This window comes from Streptomyces sp. L2 (assembly GCF_004124325.1).
Classification (GTDB): Bacteria; Actinomycetota; Actinomycetes; order Streptomycetales; family Streptomycetaceae; genus Streptomyces.
In genome coordinates this window covers 198,660-222,073 of record NZ_QBDT01000002.1, presented here as the reverse complement: position 1 = coordinate 222,073, position 23,414 = coordinate 198,660, and the positions used below count along the sequence as shown (strand labels likewise).

General features: G+C 64.2%; 16 protein-coding genes. 10 read left to right on the top strand and 6 right to left on the bottom strand.

Going from position 1 to position 23,414, the window contains the following annotated elements; genetic code table 11:
• Nucleotides 1-64 precede the first annotated feature (64 nt).
• On the bottom strand, nucleotides 65-784 hold the full coding sequence (locus DBP14_RS35595) for a sigma-70 family RNA polymerase sigma factor (protein ID WP_164992580.1): 720 nt from the start codon (nucleotides 782-784) through the stop codon (nucleotides 65-67).
• 849 nt (nucleotides 785-1,633) lie between these two features.
• On the opposite strand from DBP14_RS35595, the gene DBP14_RS35590 reads away from it, so the two are divergent.
• Both DBP14_RS35590 and DBP14_RS35585 read left to right on the top strand, forming a co-directional pair.
• On the top strand, nucleotides 1,634-2,617 hold the full coding sequence (locus DBP14_RS35590; RefSeq protein WP_129312372.1) for an aldo/keto reductase: 984 nt from the start codon (nucleotides 1,634-1,636) through the stop codon (nucleotides 2,615-2,617).
• 166 nt (nucleotides 2,618-2,783) lie between these two features.
• Nucleotides 2,784-3,242 carry an NUDIX hydrolase gene (locus DBP14_RS35585; protein WP_241741393.1) on the top strand — a complete coding sequence of 153 codons (459 nt, stop codon included), beginning with the start codon at nucleotides 2,784-2,786 and terminating at the stop codon, nucleotides 3,240-3,242.
• A gap of 454 nt (nucleotides 3,243-3,696) precedes the next feature.
• Here DBP14_RS35585 and DBP14_RS35580 read toward each other — a convergent pair whose 3' ends face one another.
• Nucleotides 3,697-4,260, bottom strand: coding sequence for a DUF11 domain-containing protein (locus tag DBP14_RS35580; RefSeq protein ID WP_129312370.1), 564 nt, complete (start codon nucleotides 4,258-4,260; stop codon nucleotides 3,697-3,699).
• Nucleotides 4,261-7,163: 2,903 nt separating this feature from the next.
• Between DBP14_RS35580 and DBP14_RS35565 the strand changes: the two genes are divergently transcribed.
• From DBP14_RS35565 to DBP14_RS35550, 4 genes are read left to right on the top strand one after another with little or no spacing between them, the layout of a single operon-like run.
• On the top strand, nucleotides 7,164-7,643 hold the full coding sequence (locus tag DBP14_RS35565; RefSeq protein ID WP_164992578.1) for an archaeosortase/exosortase family protein: 480 nt from the start codon (nucleotides 7,164-7,166) through the stop codon (nucleotides 7,641-7,643).
• On the top strand, nucleotides 7,640-9,022 hold the full coding sequence (locus tag DBP14_RS35560; RefSeq protein WP_241741392.1) for a glycosyltransferase family 2 protein: 1,383 nt from the start codon (nucleotides 7,640-7,642) through the stop codon (nucleotides 9,020-9,022). Before DBP14_RS35565 ends, DBP14_RS35560 begins: the two co-directional genes overlap by 4 nt.
• 35 nt (nucleotides 9,023-9,057) lie before the next feature.
• A complete protein-coding gene (locus DBP14_RS35555) occupies nucleotides 9,058-9,900 on the top strand; it encodes a septum formation family protein (RefSeq protein ID WP_129312366.1) in 843 nt (280 codons plus the stop codon).
• Nucleotides 9,897-11,486, top strand: coding sequence for a hypothetical protein (locus DBP14_RS35550; protein WP_129312365.1), 1,590 nt, complete (start codon nucleotides 9,897-9,899; stop codon nucleotides 11,484-11,486). The genes DBP14_RS35555 and DBP14_RS35550 overlap by 4 nt, the downstream gene beginning before the upstream one ends.
• A gap of 68 nt (nucleotides 11,487-11,554) precedes the next feature.
• Here DBP14_RS35550 and DBP14_RS36310 read toward each other — a convergent pair whose 3' ends face one another.
• A complete protein-coding gene (locus tag DBP14_RS36310; RefSeq protein WP_164992577.1) occupies nucleotides 11,555-11,731 on the bottom strand; it encodes a hypothetical protein in 177 nt (58 codons plus the stop codon).
• Between the two features lie 325 nt (nucleotides 11,732-12,056).
• Between DBP14_RS36310 and DBP14_RS35545 the strand changes: the two genes are divergently transcribed.
• Together DBP14_RS35545 and DBP14_RS35540 are read left to right on the top strand one after the other, a co-directional pair.
• Nucleotides 12,057-13,394: a hypothetical protein gene (locus DBP14_RS35545; RefSeq protein ID WP_129312364.1), complete on the top strand. Its 1,338-nt coding sequence runs from the start codon at nucleotides 12,057-12,059 to the stop codon at nucleotides 13,392-13,394.
• A gap of 568 nt (nucleotides 13,395-13,962) precedes the next feature.
• The gene (locus DBP14_RS35540; protein ID WP_129312363.1) at nucleotides 13,963-14,286 is read left to right on the top strand and encodes a hypothetical protein; all 324 of its coding nucleotides are present in this window, start codon (nucleotides 13,963-13,965) and stop codon (nucleotides 14,284-14,286) included.
• Nucleotides 14,287-14,331: 45 nt separating this feature from the next.
• On the opposite strand, the gene DBP14_RS35535 is transcribed toward DBP14_RS35540, so the two are convergent.
• Nucleotides 14,332-15,474 (bottom strand): glycosyltransferase, encoded by a 1,143-nt coding sequence (locus DBP14_RS35535; protein WP_129312362.1) that lies wholly within the window; start codon nucleotides 15,472-15,474, stop codon nucleotides 14,332-14,334.
• A gap of 94 nt (nucleotides 15,475-15,568) precedes the next feature.
• On the opposite strand from DBP14_RS35535, the gene DBP14_RS35530 reads away from it, so the two are divergent.
• Both DBP14_RS35530 and DBP14_RS35525 read left to right on the top strand, forming a co-directional pair.
• Nucleotides 15,569-17,080 carry an O-antigen polysaccharide polymerase Wzy family protein gene (locus tag DBP14_RS35530; RefSeq protein ID WP_241741390.1) on the top strand — a complete coding sequence of 504 codons (1,512 nt, stop codon included), beginning with the start codon at nucleotides 15,569-15,571 and terminating at the stop codon, nucleotides 17,078-17,080.
• 782 nt (nucleotides 17,081-17,862) lie between these two features.
• A complete protein-coding gene (locus DBP14_RS35525) occupies nucleotides 17,863-18,882 on the top strand; it encodes a helix-turn-helix domain-containing protein (protein WP_129312361.1) in 1,020 nt (339 codons plus the stop codon).
• Nucleotides 18,883-19,066: 184 nt separating this feature from the next.
• Here the strand turns inward: DBP14_RS35525 and DBP14_RS35520 are convergent, their stop codons facing one another.
• Nucleotides 19,067-22,090 carry a hypothetical protein gene (locus tag DBP14_RS35520; protein ID WP_129312360.1) on the bottom strand — a complete coding sequence of 1,008 codons (3,024 nt, stop codon included), beginning with the start codon at nucleotides 22,088-22,090 and terminating at the stop codon, nucleotides 19,067-19,069.
• 439 nt (nucleotides 22,091-22,529) lie between these two features.
• Nucleotides 22,530-23,414, bottom strand: a complete 885-nt coding sequence (locus tag DBP14_RS35515) for a TIGR03621 family F420-dependent LLM class oxidoreductase (RefSeq protein ID WP_129312359.1) — start codon at nucleotides 23,412-23,414, stop codon at nucleotides 22,530-22,532.

The following is a 23,414-nucleotide window of genomic DNA, read 5'->3' as shown; positions in this document are numbered from 1 at the left end:
ATCAGCTCCACTATTGCTTGGGACAGTTGACGGTTGACGTGACCCACTACGCCTGCAGCACAGTTCAGGCACGGAACAGTTGGTTCAACTCGTTGATCTCCTTGTAGAGATTTCCACATGTATTGCAGTCCTTGACATGTTCCATCACCTCCTCCGTTGCGCATCCGCCGAGTCGCCCGCGCGAGAAAGCGGCAAGCCGGGTCACGTAATATGAACATTGAGTGGCATGGCGCTTCTGATCCAGATGAACGGTTAAATACGCCTGCCGTAACCCTTCTTTTGCCCGGTAGGCCAGGGCCGCGACACTGTTTGCACTGACGCCCATCATGTTCGCAATAGCAGCAGGCTGCTGTGATTGCACAATGGTGCACCACAAAACCGTTTTCCAACGCTCGGACAGCGACGAGAGTGCCTCTATCACCAGCCCGTGCTCATAATTCTTGAGGGCCTCAATGCCAGCGGAATCCGCACACTCCACTTCATAGAGGCTGACGTCGGGCACATATACCTGCCGGCCTGTGCTTCTCCCCCACTCCGCTACCACGTTGCGCAAAACTTTCAAAAGATAACTTCGAAAAGAACTGGACGGGCCTCCGCCTGCCCTCAGGGCTTGCAGTACACGCGAAAAAGCTTCGGCGACGAAATCCTGCACAGTGTGGGCATCATCCGCATACATCGATGCTAATCGGGTTGCAGCATTCCGGTGGCGCATGAAAAGTACACCAAAAGCTTCGGTGTCACCTTCACGCACTGATTGAGCCAATTCCTGATCGCTGGACTCCATGGTTTGCGGATCGGCAGCAGTACGGCCGGAACGTCCAACCTGCGTCGTACTGTGTCTAGCTGAATATGACATGACGGCTCCTGAATGAGAACTCGCCGCGAGCGAAACTGATGGCCGGCCTCGGCCGCATGGGATACAGGCGCGCAATACGCGATGAATCTCAAGATCTCAGACACCGCAGAGAGTAAGACGAGAGTCTGAGCCGCCAGAACCGCTGTCGCCGACTATCCTTCGTAGTCTTCTATGCGCAATATTCCAGCCGCTGTACCAGGCCACGTCTGGCGACCGAGGCTCGAAAGTGACTCTTAAAGGAGGTCTGGAGAGGCTGAACGAATCCGTCCCAGTCACGGGTCATATGGAAGGCGCGCCCATACTCCCGTTCCGGAGCAACGCACCAGCCACTGCTGGAAGAGCCATGAATTTTAAGCTCTCTCGGACGACGGCTACAAGCACCGCACAAACCGGTAAGGAAGGGGCCTCCGATCCAGGACATCAATGTATTGGCTCCCGTGATCTCAGCAGCGGATTGCCACCCCTTTATAGGTCCTCCACCTCTTCTTGACGTCACTCCACGCCGGGCGTACGGCGGAAGATGCCACCTCATGGAGCACCGATGACGGCCTCATGCTCCGACAACCCTCCTGTCGGATGAGGATGTGGCACTCGATCTGGAACCCGTGCTGCGCACTGTCGCTACGCCGCGGCGCCAACTCGTTTGGTTCGTGCAACGTCATGCATCGGCGCTGAGCCCCTCTCTTCGATATGAAAGGCATCCCATCGCGGGACTCGCCGCCTTCCATACCTTGGCCAGTGCCCGAAGCTCACCGGTGAAACGAACGGACTGCGCACATGCAGGGGGAACTCTTGGCTCATGAATCCACTGCGTCCAGTACGCCGCGCATGCTCTATCGCCGTTGCGGCTACAGCGGTCTTCATGTCTCGGCCATCTCTCTGTGCCTTGCTCTCAACGCCGGTCATAGGCGCCACCCCAGCCTCCGGAAGACCATGCGGCGCCGGGCTTTCGAGCGGGGCGTCACTCATTTCGACCTACCGGCGACCTGGGTCGGACGTGGAGCAGTGCCCAGCAGGCGAATGGGTGATGCGCTGGCCGGCTTGCGCCACCGTCGCGATGATGTCGTCCTGGCCGCGCATGCCGGATTCAGAAGTCGCCAGGGACAGTCGCTCGGTTTCGGGTCCCGCAAGCAACTGCTGTCAACGCTGGACTCTGTGCTGCGCGGACTCTCGCTGGAGTATGTCGACATCCTCTATTCGGATCGCTTCGACCCGGGAACCCCCCTCGAGGAAACCATGAGTGCCCTGGTTTCGGCAGTGCATCAAGGCAAGGCTTTCTACATCGGGCTGGCAGGGTACGCGCCGACTATGGCACGGCGAGCCGTCGAGATGCTGTATGAACTGGGCTGTCCTCCCGTCGTATGCCAGGGTTCGTTTTCATTACTCAATCCATGGGCAGAAGAAGCTCTCCTGGATGTGCTGGATTCCCATCAAGTCAGCTTTGTCGCCGACAACCCTCTGGCCAATGGTCTACTCAACACAGAAATGGTTCTGGACTTCGGCCGCAGCCGCGATTCGTTGGTGTGGCCCATGAGGGAGAACACGGATTTCGGCCTGTTGAAGGCAACTGCGGCGGGCCGGGGCCAGACTCTCTCCCAGTTGGCTCTCAGCTGGGTGCTGCGGGACCGCCGCGTCTCATCGGCCATCATCAATCCCGAATCCCCCGCCCAGCTGGATGAATTGTGTGCCGCGGTTGATCAAACATCCTTCACCGAGGCGGAACTCGAAGCGATCACTGCGGCCATCGGCTCCGCTCGGTAGGGAATTCTTCCGCTTGCCATTCAGTCGCGGACATCCAGTCACGCCGGTTTCCTATTATCCGAATTATCGTCAATTTTAGCTCAACTCGCTGCCGTACCGGGCGGTACAGCGTTGAAGGACTACGATGACCCACGCACGACCTGCCTACTCCGTGAGTGTCAGGGGGGTGACCCTGAGTCTTGATCTTCGCGTACTTCTTCTACTGAATGAACGCGACGAGTGGGAGCTTCCTGGAGGGCGCCTTGAACTGGGTGAAACGCCTGAGCAGTGTGTTGTGCGCGAAATCGCCGAAGAATCAGGATGGCAGACCATGGCCGGCCCCCTGCTGGACGTCTGGTCCTCTGAAGTGCGGCCTGGCCGGAGTGTTCTGACTGTCACGTATGGATGCCCCCTGCTGACACCACTTGCCGAACCCGTCCTGAGCGAGGAACACCAGCAGTTTGGGCTGTTCAGCCCGCATGAACTGCACCGACTACGATTGCCCGAGGGATATAAGAAATCGATCGCCGCATGGCTCAAGGCTCCGCCGGGAACTCGCTTCGGCGGCGGGCAGGTGATCTCTGTGTGGGGTCGTACCGCCTCTCAGTACGAAGGGAGGCAAATCTCCCCGGCAATACTACATTGATTCACGGATGAACCCGGATGCTTTTCTTTCTCCCAGGAAGAGACGGTCACCCACATGAAATATCTCCTTATGGCTATCCTGGTCTCCTGGTCTTTCTTCCTGGCTGTATTCTGCGCCTATTTCAGTCTCGTCTATGTCGTTGCCACGGCACGCGGTAAAGGGAGACTGGAAAAGCATCGGGGCATGCAGAATCCGCGGCCTTCGCCAAGGTCGCCCCGACAGACCGCATGCCCCTACACCGTGACTGTGCCCCGGCAACGGGACAGAACTTCGTGTGGTGGGCCGTGATTCGATGAACGTTCCTGCCGCTCCTCTCAGATGACCGCTCCAGGGCCGCTTCGCGGGGCACGCACCATGCGCACGTGTCGAACCGGGGAGCGGCCAGCAAGAGCCGCTGACCCCGTGACCCCGGATGTCCGGTGCCCCGCTGAAGCGCCTGACTGGGGCGTTGCTGTTACGCCGTCGTACGCCGGCGGCGACGGAGAGCCACACCACCGGCGCCGGCCATGGCAGCGGCTGCCGCTCCGATGGCCGGATCCATGACGGGTACCGCCAGGATGTTCGTGTTGAGCGAAGAAACGTTGTTGTCAGTGTTCGGGTCGGGTTCAACGCCGTCTACGGTGACGGTGTTCGTCATCCGGAAGCCCTGGGGGCCGGCGGTGCCCGTCACGTAGACAATGGCGCTGGAATTCGCTGCGAGGCTGCCGCCCTGGCACATGATGGTGCCGCCGTTCGATCCACAACTGGCATCGGAGCTGGAGACGCTCGCGTTCAGTAGCCCTGTCGGAATCTGGTCGGTGAGCGTCCAACCGGTGGACGCGTCGGGACCATAGTTGGTGACGACGATCTCGTATCTGACGGCATCTCCCGCGTTTTCCAACGCCGGGCCGGCTTTGGCGACGGACAGGTCGACACCTCCCGCGGCCGCGACGGCTTGCGGACCCAGCAGCCCCAACGCGCCCGCCGCACCGCCCACCGTGAGCATGATGCCAAGCATCCGCCTTGAGTGCTTCTTCATATGTCTTACTCACCTATCGGGTTGAAGGGGGCCCTTCCCTGCTTACGCGGAAGGGGTTTGCGTATAAGATCCCCGCGCTTCCGCGCCATGACGGCCGGCCATCCAGACAGGTGACCGCTCTTGGTGTGTGCTCGACACCAGGCGGCTCCGGCTCTTCCCGACCCCCTTGGCGTCTCGGGCGTCCTTCGCCTCCCTCGCCCTGAGCCGGCAACGGCCCGTGACCGTCGGCGAGCACCCACGAGAGTGCGCCGATCTGCTTACGTACACGGCGCCACGGCCGCGCATATCAGCGGGCGATCACCCAATGTGATATTCGTGAGGCGGTTGTCCCGGATTCCCTCTCTTGATCAAGTACAAGAGAGGCCGATGGCTGCCTTTCTCATCCGGTGAAAGGCAGTCCGGCTTCTCGGAGGTCAAATCGATGAGCAGCATGTCCTCGACTTGCGTCCGCCCGGAAACGCACAGAAGAATCCTTTCGCATACGGAAGAGCGGGCCCGAGTCCTTCACGTCGTCGACCCTCTCGACGACAACATCTCGTGTGCACTGAGCGAATACCTCGCGGCGACTCCGCAACTGGAGCACTGGCTACTGGTCGGATGGGAATCCTGTACTCCATTAAGGCTTTCGTCGGGCTCACACCCGGCTGAAATCATGTCCTTACCCAGCGGCCATCGGTCCCGCTTGCACGCCATTGTCGACTGTTACAACACCGTCAATCCCACATGGGTTCACGCGCACTCCTTCAGTGCCGGAGCATATGTCCGACTGGCGCTCAGTATTCCCACCGATCGCATCATTTACAGCCCACACTCCTATGCGTTCGAGCGTCGGGACCTCGCCAAGATGGCACGACTCCTCAATGTCGCGTGGGAATACGTCATGGCCCCGCGATCCAGCGCGGTCGCCGTATGCAATCCTCGTGAGGCGCACCTTGCGGCTCGCCTGCATCGCACGGGAAAGATTGTCCGGGTTCCGCACCTGCCCCGCAGTGACGCACGCAAGCCGCCGGAACTTCCATCTCATTCGTCCACAGGGCCCACAGCGGTAGCCATGGGTCCGTTGAACCCGCAGCGGGATCCGAGTTTCTTCGAGGCCGTGGTAACCGCGGCCGAGTCAGATATCTCGTGGATCTGGATCGGTGACGGCGAACCTCGTTACAAACGTCTCCTTGAAAAGGCGGGAGTTTGCGTGACGGGACGACTCCCCCGGAGCAACAGGCTCCGGCTACTGCGAACGGCTGATGTCTATGTGCATACCGCGGCATGGGAGGGCAGTTACGACACGCTGATGCAGGCTGCGGCGGCAGGCCTCCCTATCGCGGCACGTGCGATCCCCGCGCTCAAAGCCCTCCGGCTTCCCGGTCTGGCACCGACTCCACGGGCTCTGGCCGCTACGGTCCAGCGCATCCTCGCGTCTCCCGAAGACCGCCGCCTCCATTCCGAGAGCTCCAGTCGTGTGCTCCGTGCCTACACCTGCGAGACACAGGCGGCGAGGCTGCGTGAGCTCTATGCCTCGGGATGACGAAGAATTGAAAGGTGCCCCTCACCTGGAAGGGAAGGCGGGCAAGGGGCACCTGGCCAGTAGGCTGCATACGCATCAGAGACGATGTCGTTTCATCTGAGCCATGCATGCGAAAAACGGTGCCTTCGGCACGTTCTCAGGCCACGGTGAAATGGACGGTTCTCACCTGTGATCAATAGAGGAGTACCCTAGCAGATCTTCCCGGACGTCCACTCGGCGCAAAACCGTGATGGTCGCGCATGAAGAGCCGAGACACGACCGATCACCATCCAATATTACTGACGCTATTTCGTGGATTATTCCGAAGGGGCGATAGATGCTGTCCAAAGTAGGCTCATTCCTCGGAGCAGTAGGCCTCCTGAGCTCATCAATGATGCCTGCTTCCGGGAATCGGGAATTTCATGACGCGACGACCACTGCTTTTTTGAAGGAAACCCTGCATGCAGTGAACACGGTGCGGATCAGACATCACTCTGCTCCGGTGAGACTCGATGACGATCTCACCAGATATGCGAAGTCGAGGGTCCGGTCAGTCTCCAAGGGGCACCGGTTGAGCAAGGGACATCGGGGTTTGCGCACGCGGACGGGCGAAGTCCTCTACTGGGGCAGCGGTGCTAGCAAGCATTCCGGCGCTACTGATGCGCGGTATGCTGTCGCCCAGTGGTATTCCGAAGGCGCACACTACAATTTCGATTCACCTGGTTTCAGCCCCTGGACCGGTCACTTCACGCAATTGGTGTGGAAGAAGAGCAGACGCATCGGGGCCGCACGGGCAGTGGGCGGAAGACCCGGCCACTACGAGACATACATCGCGGTCGAATTCGAAAATCCAGGCAACATTGCAGGAAAGTTCAGACAGAACGTCTTTCCCCCTTCGGGTCACAGTCACTGGCCGTTCCACCACTGACGTCGGACTCGCTGTCCTGCGGCCGCTGCCCCGCATACCCCCTGCTGCCGACGACCGGGAACACCGGAACAACGGGAACACCGCAGATGAAACGGGCGGCCAGAGCGCGGCCACGCTCCCAGCCTGCGCCGATTGTCCAGGAACACGGCCTCTGGCCGGGCTGCGTCCAGTCCGGTCAGCGGCCGCCGTGGAGCCGCACATCGCATAACGGCACCGAATTCGTGCTCATGACGTCATCATTCGTCCCGGTGCACCTCCTTTCGTGCGAGAGGCGTCCGGGCAGCGGACGTCGCTGCGCAGAAAGGCCTGAGAGTGCACCCGAATCCGACATCTCGTCGCCCCGGGCCGCTGATGAGCGCGCACCCTGCAGACGGTCAGCCACCGGAGCCGACCCTCGGTCTCGGAATCCCAGGACCATCTCAGCCGCCCTACCTCCGGTTCGCGCTCGCGGCCGCTCTGTTCCTCACCGCCGGCTTGCTCTTCGGATTCAACGAGTGGTTCCGCTCGGCCGAAGCCGCAGCGGGCGTGCACGTCATCGGGTTGGTCACCACGGGAACCACCCTCCTGGACTGGGACGAGGCCGTGACCTTCTTCGGTCTCGGCACTCCGCACGCGATGGGACTACGGATCACGGCGGGATGCAGTTCGGCGATGCTGATCATTCCGCTTCTCCTGGTGGGCGCCGGCTTCATGCTCAGCCGCCGCTCCACCGTCCCGCGCATTCTCGCGGGGACAGGCATCGGGGCCATCCTGCTCGTCATCACGAACCAGGTGCGGATCGGTCTGATCGCATCGTTCTCCCAGAAGTGGGGATCGGAGGGCTTCGGCTGGGCGCACACCGTGGTCGGCTCCCTCCTCAGTCTGGTGGGTGTTGCCGCTTCCGTGACCGCCCTGCTCCTGGTCGCGATGCGACGGCGCAAGCCGAGTGGCCGGCTGGAGGGAGCGCCGCTGTGAACCAGTTCCAGGAGAGCGCCTTCGTCGGCCTGTCGATGGCACTCGCACTCGTCATCAGCGGGAGCTTCACCGTCTACGTGATCTTGCTGGTCATCTCATATCTGCGTGCCACACCGCAGCCATCGGGCGATGCGAGGGACTTCCTGTGGCACTTCTTCATCCCGTGCAGGGACGAGGAGAGCGTCATCGGTGAGACGCTCGACTATCTGCGGGAGCATTTCCCCGATGTGCACCTGTGGGTCATCGACGACGACTCCGAGGACGAGACCGCGGCCATCGTCCAGGAGCACGCCGCGCGTTCGCGCCACGTGCACCTGGTGCCACGCCGCCGGCCGTATGCCCGGACAGGCAAGAGCCATGCGCTGAACGCCGCCTACCAGAGGCTCGACGACTGGCTGCCTGAGGATGTGGACCGCACCACCGTCGTGGTGGCCATCTTTGACGCGGATGCGCGGCCGTCGACCAACGTGCTGGATGTGTGCGCGGGGCCGCGTCTGTTCGGTGACGCGAAGACGGGCGCGGTGCAGATCGAGGTCCGCATGGTCAACCGGAACATCCGCAAGCCGCTGCCGAACGGGACGCAGCTGCAGAACTGGTTCGGCCGCACCCTCGTCCGGCTGCAGGACATCGAGTTCCGGGCCGCGATCTCCGCGATCCAGATGTCCCGTCGGACCACCAAGAGCGTCTGCATGGGGGGCAACGGCCAGCTGAGCCGGATGAGTGCGCTGGACCAGCTGGCCCGGCAGGACCGTGAACCCTGGCGCGGCTCGCTGCTGGAGGACTTCGAGCTCGGCCTGCACATCATGCTGGCGGGCTACCGCACCGGATACGCCACCGAGGCCTGGGTGGACCAGGAGGCGTTGTACAGCCTCCCCCGCTTCATGACGCAGCGGACCCGCTGGTGCCAGGGAACTATGCAGTGCATGCGCTATCTGCCCAAGGCCTGGCGCTCGCCGCACCTGTCCAACGCGGGGGTCATCGAGATCTCGTACTACCTGATCCAGCCGTGGCTCTGGCTGGTGGGAACGGTGATCTATCCACTGCCCATCCTCATCTTCCTGAACAACCTGGTTCTGTATCCCGACCCGACGGTGACATTCCTGCAGACCGGCGGTGCCGTCGAGTTCTCGCTCTACCTTGTCTTCGGCATCGCCCAGTTCGCGGTCTGGGGCGTTCTCTACCACCAGCGCTGTGAACCCTCGCTGGCGCTGCACCGGTGCATCGGCTGGGGCGTCGCCTACGCCGTGATGATCTATCTCTTCTATGTCGTCGCCTGGCGTGCGTTCGGACGGTTGGTGATCGGGCGTGCCGGCTGGGCCAAGACCCGCCGCAACGACGAGGCTCTCGTCCTCGGTCAGCCGGTCGCCAGCGAAGCCTGACACGCCCTCGACCACATCCCCTTCCGAGACGGCACATGATGATGCATAAGCGCAAATACCCTGTTCTGCTGGGTGCTGCCGGGCTCACACTGCTGACCGGCTGCACGGCCCCCCACTCGGCGCCGGCCGCCGTGCCGACCGTCATGCAGGTCGTAGGGACCTGCCACACCTTTCGCACGCAGCAGGAGATGGTGCAGCCCAGCGATATCGCGCCACCGGTTCCGTGCGGCCGGCCGCACCGGACCGAGACCTACCGGGTGCTGTCCTTCGAGGGCGCGATCGCCGCGCACGGGAAGCGGCCCGACCCGGAACAGATGGCGGCATACGCGCAGGAACGCTGCGACGACGCCAAGGTGATCAAGCAGTATCTGGGAGCCGGGCCGCGCGACACCGTCGCGTTCACAGTCTGGCCGCGCGTCCCGACCCGGGCGGAATGGGCCATGGGCGTGCGCACCCTTCGCTGCGACCTGGTGCCCCCGGTCAGGGAAGCCAAGAACGGGCCCCTTGTGTCCTTTCCCGCGCGCGATGTGATGAAGAAGCCCCAGTCTTCGGCCGTCCGCCAATGCGAACGCGGCAGCACCGTCGTGACCTGCGATCACCCGCATGACCGCGAGGAGGTGGCCGTATGGCTCAACCTCGATGGCGCATTACGTTTCGAGGAAGCCGAGACAACGGCGACCAAGCAGTGCGGGCCCTTCGTGGAGGAGTTCCTCCGGACGAAGCTGAGCCGTGTACCGACTCTCACGGTCAAGGCCAGGACGCCGAGCAGTGACGAATGGGCGAAGGGTGTCAGGACGGTGAAGTGCGGTGTCGGTCCGGCCAATCCGGCAGCGACCATCGTCGGCACCCTCAGCGGGAGTGCGAAGGGACGGGTATGACCACCACGACGTACGACGCGCGCGCGGCCCTGGAAAGAGCCTCCGCACGCCTTCGATCATCAGTCCGTGAGCCCAGCCGTCGCGGGGTGAGAACAGCGGCCATCGTCGCCGGGTTCGTCTGGACGGTCGTGATGCTGCTGCGCTTGCTGCTGGGCGGGGTGGTCGGGATGGGGGACGACGGAGACGGCACCCGGCTGCTCTGCGAGTTCGGCGTGGTGAGCAACCATCCCTGGAGCGCTGAGCCTTCGGCCCACGTCTATCCGACCTATGTGTCCCATACCTGGTACGGGGAGACGTGCGGTGCGCTTTTCTCAGGCGAACCGTATTACTCCTCACAGCAACTCGTCGTGGGTCTCGCCAAGGCCCTGACACCCGTGCTGGGTCTGCCCGGCGCACTGGATCTGCGAGCGATCGGGCTGCTGCTCGCGCTGGCCTTCGGCGCCATCATCGCCCTGCTGGTCGTGCTCTTGCCGGGGCCCCTGTGGTTGCGGCTCGTGGTAACCGGCTGCTTCGGCCTGGTCATGTGCGATTCGGCCTTCGCGGACTTCTTCATCTCGCCCTACAGTGAGGCGGCCGGATTTATCGGCCTTCTGCTCCTGTGCCCGTCGCTCCTCCTGCTGTGGCGGCGCACGACCGCGTCGGTCGGCGGCATCGTTCTGACCACGGCCGCCGCGCTCTTCACCATGACGGCCAAGCCCCAGCTGCTGTCGCTGCTGCCCGTGACACTGCTGGCACTGCTGTGGCGTCCCAGTGTGCGGCAGAAGGGTGAGAGGCATTCCGTCTCCCCCGGCGCAAGCCGCCAGCAACGGTTCACGCGGTGGTTGGCCGTGCGCTGGCCCGCCCTGATCGCTTGTGTCCTGGTGTGCGGAGTCGCCGGTGGGTTCGCCGCGGCGCAGTCCAAACGTCTCAATCAACTCGTCTGGTACGACGCCGTGTTCACAGAGATGCTGCCGAACAGCATGGATCCGCTGGCGGACCTTCAGGCCCTGGGTGCCGACCAGCGGCTCATCTCCGCCATGAACACCACGATGATTTCGGGGCGGTCCGCGGCCAGGACTCCGTTCTGGGACGATTACAAGCAGCACGTCTCGCCTGCCAGAATCGAGCTGCACTACCTGGAGAACCCCAGCCGGGTGGTCGCCATGGGGTCGCGCGGTGTCCAGGGGATGAGCCGGCTGACTCTGCACCATCTCGGCTCGTATCCGGCGAACTCCGGGCATCCGCAGTACGCGAAAGAGCGGCGGATCGCGGTGGTCACCGACATCTTCGAATGGCTCCGGGATGTGCCGGCCCTCATTCCCCTGCTCTGGCTCGTCACGATCGCGCTGGGTGCCGTACTCGCCAGCCGGCCCTGGGCTCGGCAACCGGCACGGGCATTGGGACGGATGACGGTGTGCGTGGTCATCGCCTTGGTGCTGCAGTTCTGGACTGTGGTCATGACCGGGGGAGCGTCCGACCTCCACAAGCACCTGGTCTTCACGGACTTCCTCACGGCACTGTGTCTGCCGTTGGCGGCGCTCTGTTTCGTTCTGCTGTTCCGGAGGGCGTACGCGGCAGCGCCCGAGCAGGTACAGAACAACGGTTGAGACGAGTGGTGCCGGGCGACGGCTGAAAGCAGTCCCCGGCACCCTCGTTCAGTCCCCGGCACTCTCGTTCACCGGCGCCTGCTCCGGTGGTGCTTCAGCGACGAGGAGCGAAGCAGCAGGGCCCCGACCACGACCAGTCCCAGGGCCAGCAGGATGGCGATCCCCATCCGTCCCACGCCGGTCCCGGCAAGCGCGCCCCCTCCCCCCACGATGGGGCCGATGCCTCCGCCGATACCTCCGTACATGACTGACTCTCCCTCCTGACGCCACACGGTCCACGGTCCGCCCGTGACGAGCGGGAGCCCGTCGGCGCGATGCCGTTCACAAGACAGACGTTCAGCAGGTGCGGACATGACGCGCCTATGGGGCAGTTGTGCGACCAGGGGAAAACATTGAAATCGCGATGCCCCTGTGTGCATGGGCAGATGGACGGTCCGACAGAGTGACGTTCCCCCGCCACCGCATGGTCATCGAGTCATACCCGGCCGTCCCCGCCCTCTAGGCAGAACAGCTAGGAAAGCGCGCTATGAGCGGCTCGCTGCTAAACGCTGTCTGAGCGGAGGCATTGCCATGTCTGACATCAGTTCGTCCTCTGATGAGCGACAAGATTCGCAGAGTGCACGAGGCCGCGGCCGCCGGGTTCGGAAAGTCATCTTGATCGGCACAATTGTGGCCTGCACTGCTGGAGCCATCACCACCTCGGTATCGTCATTCTCTCCGCCCAAGACGAGTGCTGCTTACCCTCCCGGGTTCGGCACGCCGCACAGCACGCCATCCGCAGCCCCGCCGGAAATGGCAACGCCAGTTCCCCCTACGGTTCCTGGAAAGAAGCCCCACAACAAGGAAAAGAAACCCAAGAAGAAGCCCGATGATGCTGTTTTGGCCGCGTACTCCGCAAGCATCGCCGAGGGAGACATTCCCGCGCTGGCACTTGCGGCCTACCATCGTGCGGCTCAAGAGCAGGCGTTCCGGACGCCGGGCTGCCACCTTCCGTGGACACTGCTCGCTGCCATCGGGAAGGTGGAGTCCAATCACGCACGGGGCGGCGCCCTCACGGAGGATGGGTTCACGGCGTCACCCATCCTGGGGCCTGTGCTGAATGGAGGTTCTTTTGCCTCCCTGCACGATTCCGACCAGGGCAAGCTCGACGGCGACTCCACGTGGGACCGCGCGGTGGGACCCATGCAGTTCATTCCTCCCACCTGGAAACGCTGGGGCACCACCACCCGGTCGGCCCCCGCTGCCGATCCGAGCAACATCTTCGACGCCAGTACCTCGGCGGCCGCCTATCTGTGTGCCGGCAACCGTGACCTCAGCGACCCGCTCCAGTTGAAGCAGGCCATCCTCAGCTACAACCCCTCTCAGAAGTACCTTCAGGATGTCCTGGCGTGGGACTCGGCCTATGCCTCAGGTGATCCAGCGACGGGCGTCCTGTCCGCCGTGGACAACGGACCGCTCGTTCCGGCCGATTCACTAGGTGATCCGTCAACGCCACCTGCTTCACCGGCCGAAGCCGACAACTCCGATGCCCACAAGGGCGCGCACAAGCCGGGAGGCAAGACCTCGCACGCGGACGGCGACCAGCGCAAGACGCCGCGCAAGGCAACACCCCATGTCGCCGCGAGGATGGAGACCGCCTCTCCGCAGCGGCCGGACAAGGCCCACGATCTCTTCCCCTTGGTGCCGCCCGCCCACGACCCGACGCCGTCTCCCGAACCCAAGGTGCTGCGGCCTTCGCTGCTGGGGGGCGGCCTGCCCACGCCCTTTGCGCCGTCCGCCTCCCCTGAGGCCTCGCCACGTGGCGTCGTCGGGCAGACCACGGACCAACTCACCGGTCTGGTGCGCGGTGTGGGAAGCGCCCCCTCGGCGCTACTGCTCCCGGGCAGCACCCTCGCCGACGACGCCTGACGAATGGCCGTATGACCGCAATGGACGACTGACCCCCTGTGCTGCCGGCCGGGCCACATGCTGACTCGTGGACCGACCGGCAGGGGGTCAGGCCGTCAGCCTGAACTGATCACCGGATTCCGTATAATGGATGAGCCGTGAATGAGTGTCACCCACGCGTCCACGGCTGCCCCGTCTGCCTTCCGTAATCCCCCGTCGGGGCAGGCGGGGCTTTGCGCTGCGGCGAACCCCACTTAGCCCGCCACTGCCCATGGCCGTCGGCACCGGCCCCGTCCCCAGTGTGTCTGGCGTCGCGTCAACGAACACCGACTTGTCGACTACGGAAAGACGTCGGTCGAGATGTATTGAGCCGCAGGGCACCAGGCCGGCCCGTTGATACCGCCCAAAGGGTGGGACTCGAATGAGCGCAAAACTGAAGTGAATTCTGCTGGCCCTTCAGTCGTTTCCCGCTCCGATCGAGTGAGTCTTACGCCTGTCCGTTACTCACTCGCGGCGTATCAGTTAGCCGAGAAGGACAGCAAGGACGACCCGTACCCGGCACGCCAGCCGCCCGGCGGCCGGAGGACTCATGGGCGAGCACACCGGGACCGCGCCTTTTATCACCTTCAGAGGAGAAGATGTGGGATCCTCCGTCAGCTTTGAGGAGCTCGACCGGCTGTTCGGGGAGGAATTGCCTGCACGAACCGTGCTGTCCACCCTGATGTCACCGGGCGGTGATCACGGCGTATATCCGACGCTCATCAGGAGGGACACGAGTACCACGGTGGCGTTCGCGTGCCAGTACCACCAGGACCCGGTGAGCCCGTCCTTGCTGTCGATCCTGGGCCTCGCTTCGAGTTCGCCCGGATACACCATGATCTGCATGCCGGCCACGGTCGTGACACATTCATGAATCCGGAGGCATCCCCGGCTGTATCCGAACTGGATCCGCCCTGAGCTACCGGACGACCCCGTCGTAGACATCGAGCAAGGTGTCGACGACCGCCTCGATGGAGAACTTGTCGCGGACGAGCCGGAAGGCCGCTTCGGACGCCTCCGCGTTGGCTGAGGGATCCAGCAGTTCGAGGATGGCTTCACCGACGGCTTCGCCGTTGTCCGTGTCCGGGCGGCTGTCCGTCAGCCGTCCGGCACGGGCCGCCGCGACATCCGGAGACAGCCCGCCGGTCCGGGTCACGACGACTGGCAGGCCTACTGACATGGCTTCCAGGATCGACACGGCGAACGGTTCGACGACGGAGGGCAGGACGTAGACGTCCGACTGCCGCAACTGCTCCAGCACCTCGGTGTGACCCAGCGCCCCCACGTACTCCACCGAGTCCTGAACTCCCAGATCCCGCGCGAGGTCGAGCATCGGTCCCGCGAGTGCTCCCGTGTCGGGCCCGGCCAGCACGAAGCGTGCCTCGGGGTACTCCTTCAGCACGGTGGGGATGGCTCTGATGAAGTCTTGGGGGCGCTTGCGCTGCTGCACCCGGGCCAGATAAAGCACGGTTGGCGGACGCTCGCCGCGCGGGGGGCGCCGCTCGTTCAGCGTCACGCCGTTGACCAGGCGATGCGCGTTTTTCAGAGGGGTGCCCGGGATGACTGCTTGGACCCCGTCCCGCTCCGCATCGGTCAGATACAGCAGGCCGTCGGCCTCGCGCAGCACGCGTCGCAGCCCCAGCAAGTCGACCAGGCGGGCGACCCGCTGGTCGGTCGGGTCGATCATGCCGTGCGTCTGGAGCACGACCGGCCGACCACACCTGAGCGCCATGAGCGCGAACGGCAGTGTGATCAGGTCCCGCATGAGATGGACGTGGACGACGTCGGCCGCCTCCACCAGCCGTCGGGCGCGGGCGAGCAGCGCGAGCGATGTGATGCCGCTGACCTCGAACCGCGGCAGTACGTGCCGCGCCTGGAACATGAAGGACGGCACTCCCTCAATGGCCGAGGGGAGCGGTCCGGTGAATCCGTCGCCCAGCGTGGCGATCCGCGCGTCCACTCCGCGGGCTCTGAGGCCCTTCGAGAGATTGAGGGCCACACGGGTGGGCCCCCCGAAGTCATTGGTCGGCGTGTGTAACGTCACGACGTGCAGAACTCGCACAGTCAGTCTCCTCCCCCTGAGATGCTCCCCAGCACTCTCAGTGAATCCAGGCTCTCCCTACACTGCCCCAGGTTAGGGGAAGCGAGGGAGGACCATGACAGCCGACTTAGCGGGGGAGCCGCCGACTGGATCCGCGGCCGACGAGCCGACCGTCCCGGCGGTGGAGGCCGGGTCCGTTTCGCCACGGGCAGTGCTTTCGCGGGCCTTGGCGGTCCCGCTGGCACTGGGTCTGGTGTTCGTTCTGCCGGTGATGGTGGCCGTACAGCCGGGCCCCGGTGTGCATGACGTGGCGTACTGGCTGCAGCTCACGCTCACCTGCTATGCGGGGGCGCGACTGGTCGCGATGATCCTTACGGCGCGGCGCCGTCTGATCCAGGGGTCGTTCTGGCTGTTCGCCTATGTGGCTATGGGTGTCGCTCCGCTGGCACAGGCGGTTCTGGGCCAGACGCCTACGCCGGTGGTCGGGCCGCGTTCGGACCTGGTGCTCGCGGAGTCGCTGACGCTGTGTGGCTGTGTGGCTTTCGATGTGGGTGTTCAGCTGGCCCGCCACCGCCCGCCGGTATTCCGCAGTGCCCGCGGACCACGGCGTACCGCCTCAGTCAACCGTCGCCGGCTGTATGTGCTGGTGGCCTTCGCGTATCTCGCGAGCGCGCTGTTCGTCGTGAAGCTGGGCGGCCCCGCGGTCTTCTTCAGCAGCCGGCAGGAGATCAGCGAGGGGATCCAGGCAAGCACCGGGGGCGGTGGCCACTCCCAGATCGGCTCGGCGTTTCTCCGCGGCTTCGGGACCGTGCCCGCGCTGCTGGCGTTCCTGTTCCTGACCCGCTGGCTGGTCGCCTCCCGCCATGCACGGCGCCGCCTGCCGGTGATCGCCATGTGGGCCGGGCTGCTCGTGGTGAACGCGGTGGTCAACAACCCGGTTTCCAATCCGCGCTACTGGTTCCTGACCGTGATGTTCTCCGTCCTCTTCACCGCCTTTCCCAGAAGCCCGGTAACGTACCGGGCGGCGCTCGCCACCGGGGTCGTGGCCGCCCTTCTGCTGTTTCCGTTCATGGACCGCTTCCGCTATGACGAGGGGGGGCGGCGGCCAGTGGAGTCGGCTTCTGTCCTGGACCCGCTGGTGCGCAAGGACTATGACCAGGTCGGCATGTTCGCCAACACCATCACCTTCGCCGACTCGGGTGAGGGCCACACCTACGGCGGCCAGCTCATGGCGTCGGTGCTGTTCTTCGTCCCGCGCTCGATGTGGCAGGACAAGCCGCTCGATTCCGGCGTGCGGGTCGGTCAGTGGATGGGCATGAACAACACCAACCTGTCCTCGCCTCTGTGGGCCGAGCTCTGGCTGGACTTCGGGCCGGCGGGCATGACAGGGGGATTCTTCGCCCTGGGCTATGTCTGTGCCCGCGCCGACCGCCGCTACGGCCATCGCACGGTCGACCATCCCCAGCCGGGTCACACCCTGGCCATCGTCATCCCCCTGATCAGCGGCTACGCCTTCATCCTGCTGCGTGGCCCGCTGCTCCAGGCCTCGGGCCGCGTGGGCATCGCACTTGTGTGTCTCGCCCTGGTCACCACCTTCCGCCCGGACGAGCGAAAACTGCTCGGGTAGGCCAAGGGGAGGTCGGAAGGGGGTTCACGGACTTGATGAACCGAGGGCGGACGAGGTGACCAGAGGGGCACGCTCGCTGAGTTCCTGCCCAGTCGTAGCGTCCGCCGGCGGAGACCCGGCAACGGACGACGAACCGTACGGGAACCAATGCACCAGCCGCACCGCACGACGGACAGCGAGTACTCGTATCAGACGAAGGCGGCGGCCGGCCCGCGGTGCGGTACCCGCTGCACGCGGGCCACGGCGAGCGCGCAGGCTGGCGGGCATGATCACATCCTTTTTCTGGGCGCCGCGGGCCCCTTCCTGGCGCTATGTCACGTCCCGTACGTGCGCAGAGCAGGCGGGGCAGCTGGGGCCCGCCGGGCCGCGACCCCCTGTCCGTCCACGAGCGCCCTCGCGGGGGCGTTCTCATCGCGGACCGCGTGAACGACGGTGCCGGCGGGTTGGGAGCTGTGCCGGTCGGGTTGTCCTCGGGTAGTCCGGCCATTGGGGCGGTAGGACAGTGGCCTCCCGGCTCACCCAGGCTCCTCCTGGGTGGATCAGCTCTCTACAGACTTTGACACGACTCACGCCCTTTTGTTACGGCCAAATTGTCGGATCTTCAGTAAAAACGTCAGCCAGTCTCCACGGTCGAGATCCCCGCAGCCCTGCCGTTCGGCCACCATGTCCAGCGCCCGCCGCTCACACACGGGTGAACGCCTCCTCATATCTGGGCATCGAACCGACCGAGGCCCGTAGCCTCTGGGCGGAAACCGCTTCCCCGGCCGAGAGGACGGCCCGCGATGAGCACCCTGGTCTTCGAGAGCGACGATCTGAGTGAGACCGAGGAATTCCTCAGTCATGCCTACGGCAGGATGCGCATCAGCAGCTCCACGCCTGGGCCCAGCCACGCGACGATCCGCCGCGAAGCGACGCCCTGCGTGACGGTCGACGAGTGCGACCTGAGCTTCGACATGACCTACTCCACCAACCCGCTGCACAGGATCTGCCTGTGCCTGGTCCATGAGGGCACCGTCCGCAGCCATTCCATCGGGGACAGCATTGAGGCCTTGGGCCCCGGAGACGTGGCCTCACTGGCCTCGCCGGAGTTGCCTTCCTACGGACGGATCTGCTCCGCCCGCTACAACATCACCATGCTGGAGCCGGATCTGCTCTCCCAAGTGGCCACCAGAGCTAACAGTCGAGAGCCCCAGCCGGTCCGGCTGACCGGGCACCTGCCGCACTCCGCGGCGGCAGCCCGCCAGTTGCGGAGCACCATCCATTACCTGCGCGACCACGTTCTGGCCGAGCCCGCTGTCGCGAACCAGCCCCTGATCATCTCCACCGCGACCCAACTGCTGGCCGCGAGCGTCCTCTCCGCCTTCCCCAACACGGCGCGCACCGACCCCAGCGCATCCGATCGCAACGACGCGCACCCACGTACGCTGCGCCGGGCTCTCACCTATATGGACGACCATGTCGGCGAACCCATCACCCTTGCCGACATCGCCGGTGCCGCCCACGTCACCATCCGCTCTCTGCAATACGCCTTTCGCCGGCACCTCGACACGACTCCGCTCGCGCACCTCCGCCGGATGCGCCTCGCGTGCGCCCACCACGACCTATTGGCAGCCTCCCCTTCCAGCGGCACCACAGTCACCGACATCGCCATGCGATGGGGCTTTTTCCACGTCGGCCGCTTCGCCGCCTTGTACCGGGAAACGTACGGCTGCCCGCCGCGTCAGGACCTCCGGACATCCACGGCAGTCCGAACGTCACGCTCTCAGTCGGACGACGTACCGAAGCCAGTCGCGTTGATCTGACCGCCCCGCGCCGTGCAAGCGCCACAGCGCGGAGGCGGAGGTACACCGCAAGGTCCGTGGGGGCGCGCCCGGTTCGGTTCTCCTCCCACGGCCCCCTCGTGGACCGTGGTGACGGGGCGTTCTGTTCAGCACCCGGGAGACCGCCGCCAGCCCCGCGGTGGTCGGCGGTCTCCCAGACGAACGGCTACCGCCGCTCCTCCCGACCATGCTCCTCAGCCCGACGCTCGGCTTCCTCACGAGCCTTGCGGTCAGCCTCCTCGCGAGCCCGCCGGTCGGCTTCCTCCTTGGCCTTGCGGTCGGCTTCCTCACGAGCCTTACGGTCGGCTTCCTCCTTGGCCTTGCGGTCGGCTTCCTCACGAGCCTTACGGTCGGCTTCCTCCTTGGCCTTGCGGTCGGCTTCCTCACGAGCCTTACGGTCGGCTTCCTCCTTGGCCTTACGGTCGGCTTCCTCACGAGCCTTACGGTCCGCTTCCTCCTTGGCCTTACGGTCGGCTTCCTCACGAGCCTTACGGTCCGCTTCCTCCTTGGCCTTACGGTCGGCTTCCTCACGAGCCTTACGGTCCGCTTCCTCCTTGGCCTTACGGTCCGCCTCTTCCTTGGCCTTACGGTCCGCTTCCTCCTTGGCCTTACGGTCCGCTTCCTCCTTGGCCTTGCGGTCCGCTTCCTCCTTGGCCTTACGGTCAGCCTCTTCCTTGGCCTTGCGGTCAGCCTCTTCCTTGGCCTTACGGTCCGCTTCCTCCTTGGCCTTACGGTCCGCTTCCTCCTTGGCCTTGCGGTCAGCCTCTTCCTTGGCCTTGCGGTCAGCCTCTTCCTTGGCCTTGCGGTCAGCCTCTTCCTTGGCCTTGCGGTCCGCTTCCTCCTTGGCCTTACGGTCCGCTTCCTCCTTGGCCTTACGGTCCGCTTCCTCCTTGGCCTTACGGTCCGCTTCCTCCTTGGCCTTACGGTCCGCCTCCTCCTTCGCCTTGGCGTCAGCCTCCTCCTTCGCCTTGGCGTCAGCCTCCTCCTTCGCCTTGGCGTCAGCCTCCTCCTTCGCCTTGGCGTCAGCCTCCTCCTTCGCCTTGGCGTCAGCCTCCTCCTTCGCCTTGGCGTCAGCCTCCTCCTTCGCCTTGGCGTCAGCCTCCTCCTTCGCCTTGGCGTCAGCCTCCTCCTTCGCCTTGGCGTCAGCCTCCTCCTTCGCCTTGGCGTCAGCCTCCTCCTTCGCCTTGGCGTCAGCCTCCTCCTTCGCCTTGGCGTCAGCCTCCTCCTTCGCCTTGGCGTCAGCCTCCTCCTTCGCCTTGGCGTCAGCCTCCTCCTTCGCCTTGGCGTCAGCCTCCTCCTTGGCCTTGGCGTCAGCCTCAGACGCCTGCTTCTCCCCAGCCCCAGGCTTCGAATCGGTCAGCGGATCGTCCTTCGCAGGCTGCCCCTTGGAACCCAGCGCATCAAGCGCATCCTGCCGTGTCATACCCGGGTTGTTCTTCACAAGATCGGCAATCTTCTGCTCCAACGCAGGATCAATTCCCTCTTGGGCATTGCCGGCCGCCCCGTCGACATTATCGGTATTCTTCCGGTAGACCTCCAGGGCCTTGAAGGCAGTCTCCTTGCTTACCCCTGGGTTGTCCTTCATGATTTGGGCGACCTGCTCAGCATCGGCCGAGCTCATCTCTTTTTCGACTGCCGAGACGTCACCGGTCTCGTCCGGTACTGCCTCTCGCGCCGGCCTGTCCTTGCCCTTCAGGGAATCCACAGCCTCCTCTGTGGTCAGCTCTTGCTTTTCCCTCTTAAGGTCGGCGACAGCGCCCGTTTCCTGTACGCTCTTCATAAGCTGGATCGGCGTCTGATGCACGCTATTTGCCTGACCTCTGATCCATTGGAGCCCTTCCCCTCGCCCCATTCCCCATTTCTCAAGAACATTCAGCGTCTTGTTCATTTCGAAATTCAGCTGCTTTGGAGAAAGGCCAGCACTCTTCGCTTGGCTATTAATCCAGCCATAAGCTTCATTTTGCTCCATCCCGCCCTGTTTCGTAAGGAGCGTCATCAGCTCGTTCATCCCCTGCTGCGCTTGCAGCTTACGATCGACGTAGCTCGATAGATCGGGAATACCTTCCAGGTACTTGTTCGCGTCACCCTGGGAGATGCCACGCTCGCTCATCACGATTCTCGTCACCAGGTCAACCTTGGCAGGATCAACGTTGGCACCTCCAACGGCCTCGCCGTTCTCTTTGCCTGCGGCCGGTGAATCCTGAACGTGCCAAGTATGTTGGCCAGCCCACAGATTCGGTTCACGCAGGGTGCCGTAAACGGACCGGACAATGTCGTTAGGTCTGGCGATCCATGAGTTGTCGGGGGCCGTGGTGAACTCCGTCGCCTTCTTGCCGTCTGCTGTCATGGCAACAACATCGACGGTATCGAACCCGAGCAGGCCGGCCAGGGCGCTAGGCGGACTGCCAGGCAGGACGACGGGACCACCCCCCACCATGATGATCCGGAACGGCGGTATGCCCCAGGTATCTCCGAAGCTCTGTGACCGGATGTTCTTGACATCGCCGTTCTTCACAGGATCACCGGCAGCGGTTTTGAATTTTTCACGGAAAGCCGGGTCGGCCATCAGGTCGTTGACGTCAATCGAGCCGTTAATTGCACGATCGCCGAGATCCTTCAGCTTACTAATGAGACCGCCATCTTGAACCATAGACACTGCGGCCCCCACTCCCTCGGGGCCTTCCTGGGCGGAATCCTTCAGCAGCTTGCGCTGCTTAGGCGTGAGACTCGACCACGCGTTCTTCAGCTCCTCGAACGTCTTCGGGCTTTGTTGCCTGATCGAATCCAGGGCCTCATACGCCTTCTTTGCATTCATTCCAGTCTTAACGAGGCCCTTGAGCCCGACCGCAGTGTCGTAGGCATCGATCGCTGTGTCGGCAAGGAGATATCCCAGGCGTAGCTTCGACGTGACATATAGGCCCTGGCCCGTCTGGTTGGTAATATTTATATTCTGATTCGCCCCGAAATGAGAGTCATTGGTCCACTGATCCCAGACCTTGCCAAAGAATTCACTCAAGGGGTCGCTGTATGTCTTCTTAACGGTTACCGGCGGCACGGTTTCTGCTGCGATGGCCGGGCCTGCGGCAGTCGCGCCGATTCCTAATGCAACCCCTAGGGAAAGGGTGATGGCGGCGTACCGGTTCGCCACCGTGATCGCATTCTTACGCACCTTCTTGTGGCGTCCAGACAAGGCATCCTCCTGGGGTGATTAAAGAGAATTGGCGACCCGTCAGACACTGAGAAGTCACCTGAGTGATCAACGGGCGGACTCAGCGCCCGCTTGCCGGGAGCTGCCCGCCGTCCTTGAGACACGTCAGCCTTCGACTTGTTACGCAACACCTCGAAAAGGGCTTCTCGACGCCTTCGCGGTTCTGCGGAACGCCTGTCGCCGGACGGCGCCGCCGCGCTCCGCCGCGACGGTGCGAGCCGATGCCCTGTCATGCCGGTTCCATGCCGGTTTCAGGGCCCCGCCAGAAGGTGCGGGAGGCTCCGCTGCACCAGGGTGCGTAGCCAAAAAGGCTCCCACGCCGAAGAGTTGAGACACTGGGTGTCTCTCTCCACAGCGCGGGAGCCTTGTTCGTGCCGCCGCCGGGGTTACATCGAGGGGTAGGCGGCCGGGTGTGAGTTTCTCACTGTCCTGCGAGGAGCTTGATCACGGATGCGAAGCCGGCCATCGCCGGTTCGTGCACGCAGATCGAGGAGATGCCGTATCGCTCGCGGCGGGCGAGGAGCGTAGCCGCGATATCCTCCGCGGGTCCGAGGAGCACCGTGGGGAGTTCCTCGAAGCCCGGCATCCCGTCGAGGTGCGGGGCGCGTCGGCGCAGCATGTCGATCGCCCGGTCCCGGTCCGGCGCCACGATGACGACGTGGGCCATGATGTTGCGTTCCATGGACGCCGCCCGGTCTCCCGCGGCCGCCTCGAAGAAGGCGACCCGCTCGGCCATGATGTCCGCGCCGGCAAGATTGGCGGTGCCTCCGGTGGCTCCCGCGAATGCGACGACGTCAGCGTGGGCGGCGGCCAGCCGCAGCATCTTGTCACCGTGTCCGCCGATGATCAACGGGGGCGGTTCGATCGCCCGTGACCAGCCGATGAGGCGCGGATCGTCGAGGATCCGGCGAAGTTCGGTCACGGTCTCGCTCAGCCGGCGCACGCGTGCTCCCGCACCGGTCCACGGGATGCCGGCCGCCTCGAACTCGTCCTTCGCGTATCCGGCGCCGATGCCCAGTTCCAGTCGGCCACCGGTGACCAACTGCGTCGTGAGCGCGTCGCGTGCGAGGAGCACCGGATTGTGGAACGCGGCATTGAGGACGTACGTGGCCAGGCGCGGCCGCTCGGTGACGGCCGCGGCCGCGACCAGCGCCGGGAACGGGGCCAGCACACCGAGGTGATCGGGCACGGCGATCAGGTCGTATCCCAGTGCCTCGGCTCGCCGGCACTTGTCCAGCCAGGCCTGGCGTGTGGAGGCGGCGGTGAGGCTGACGCCGAAGCGGAACGGACGAGGGCTGGTGGCCAT

What these genes read in the sequence shown, in the direction of transcription:
- DBP14_RS35595 (WP_164992580.1), bottom strand. Translation starts at nt 784, where the DNA reads ATGGAGTCCAGCGATCAGGAATTGGCTCAATCAGTGCGTGAAGGTGAC.
- DBP14_RS35590 (WP_129312372.1), top strand. Translation starts at nt 1,634, where the DNA reads ATGCAGGGGGAACTCTTGGCTCATGAATCCACTGCGTCCAGTACGCCG.
- DBP14_RS35580 (WP_129312370.1), bottom strand. Translation starts at nt 4,260, where the DNA reads ATGAAGAAGCACTCAAGGCGGATGCTTGGCATCATGCTCACGGTGGGC.
- DBP14_RS35555 (WP_129312366.1), top strand. Translation starts at nt 9,058, where the DNA reads ATGATGATGCATAAGCGCAAATACCCTGTTCTGCTGGGTGCTGCCGGG.
- DBP14_RS35550 (WP_129312365.1), top strand. Translation starts at nt 9,897, where the DNA reads ATGACCACCACGACGTACGACGCGCGCGCGGCCCTGGAAAGAGCCTCC.
- DBP14_RS36310 (WP_164992577.1), bottom strand. Translation starts at nt 11,731, where the DNA reads ATGTACGGAGGTATCGGCGGAGGCATCGGCCCCATCGTGGGGGGAGGG.
- DBP14_RS35545 (WP_129312364.1), top strand. Translation starts at nt 12,057, where the DNA reads ATGTCTGACATCAGTTCGTCCTCTGATGAGCGACAAGATTCGCAGAGT.
- DBP14_RS35540 (WP_129312363.1), top strand. Translation starts at nt 13,963, where the DNA reads ATGGGCGAGCACACCGGGACCGCGCCTTTTATCACCTTCAGAGGAGAA.
- DBP14_RS35530 (WP_241741390.1), top strand. Translation starts at nt 15,569, where the DNA reads ATGACAGCCGACTTAGCGGGGGAGCCGCCGACTGGATCCGCGGCCGAC.
- DBP14_RS35525 (WP_129312361.1), top strand. Translation starts at nt 17,863, where the DNA reads ATGAGCACCCTGGTCTTCGAGAGCGACGATCTGAGTGAGACCGAGGAA.
- DBP14_RS35515 (WP_129312359.1), bottom strand. Translation starts at nt 23,414, where the DNA reads ATGGCCACCAGCCCTCGTCCGTTCCGCTTCGGCGTCAGCCTCACCGCC.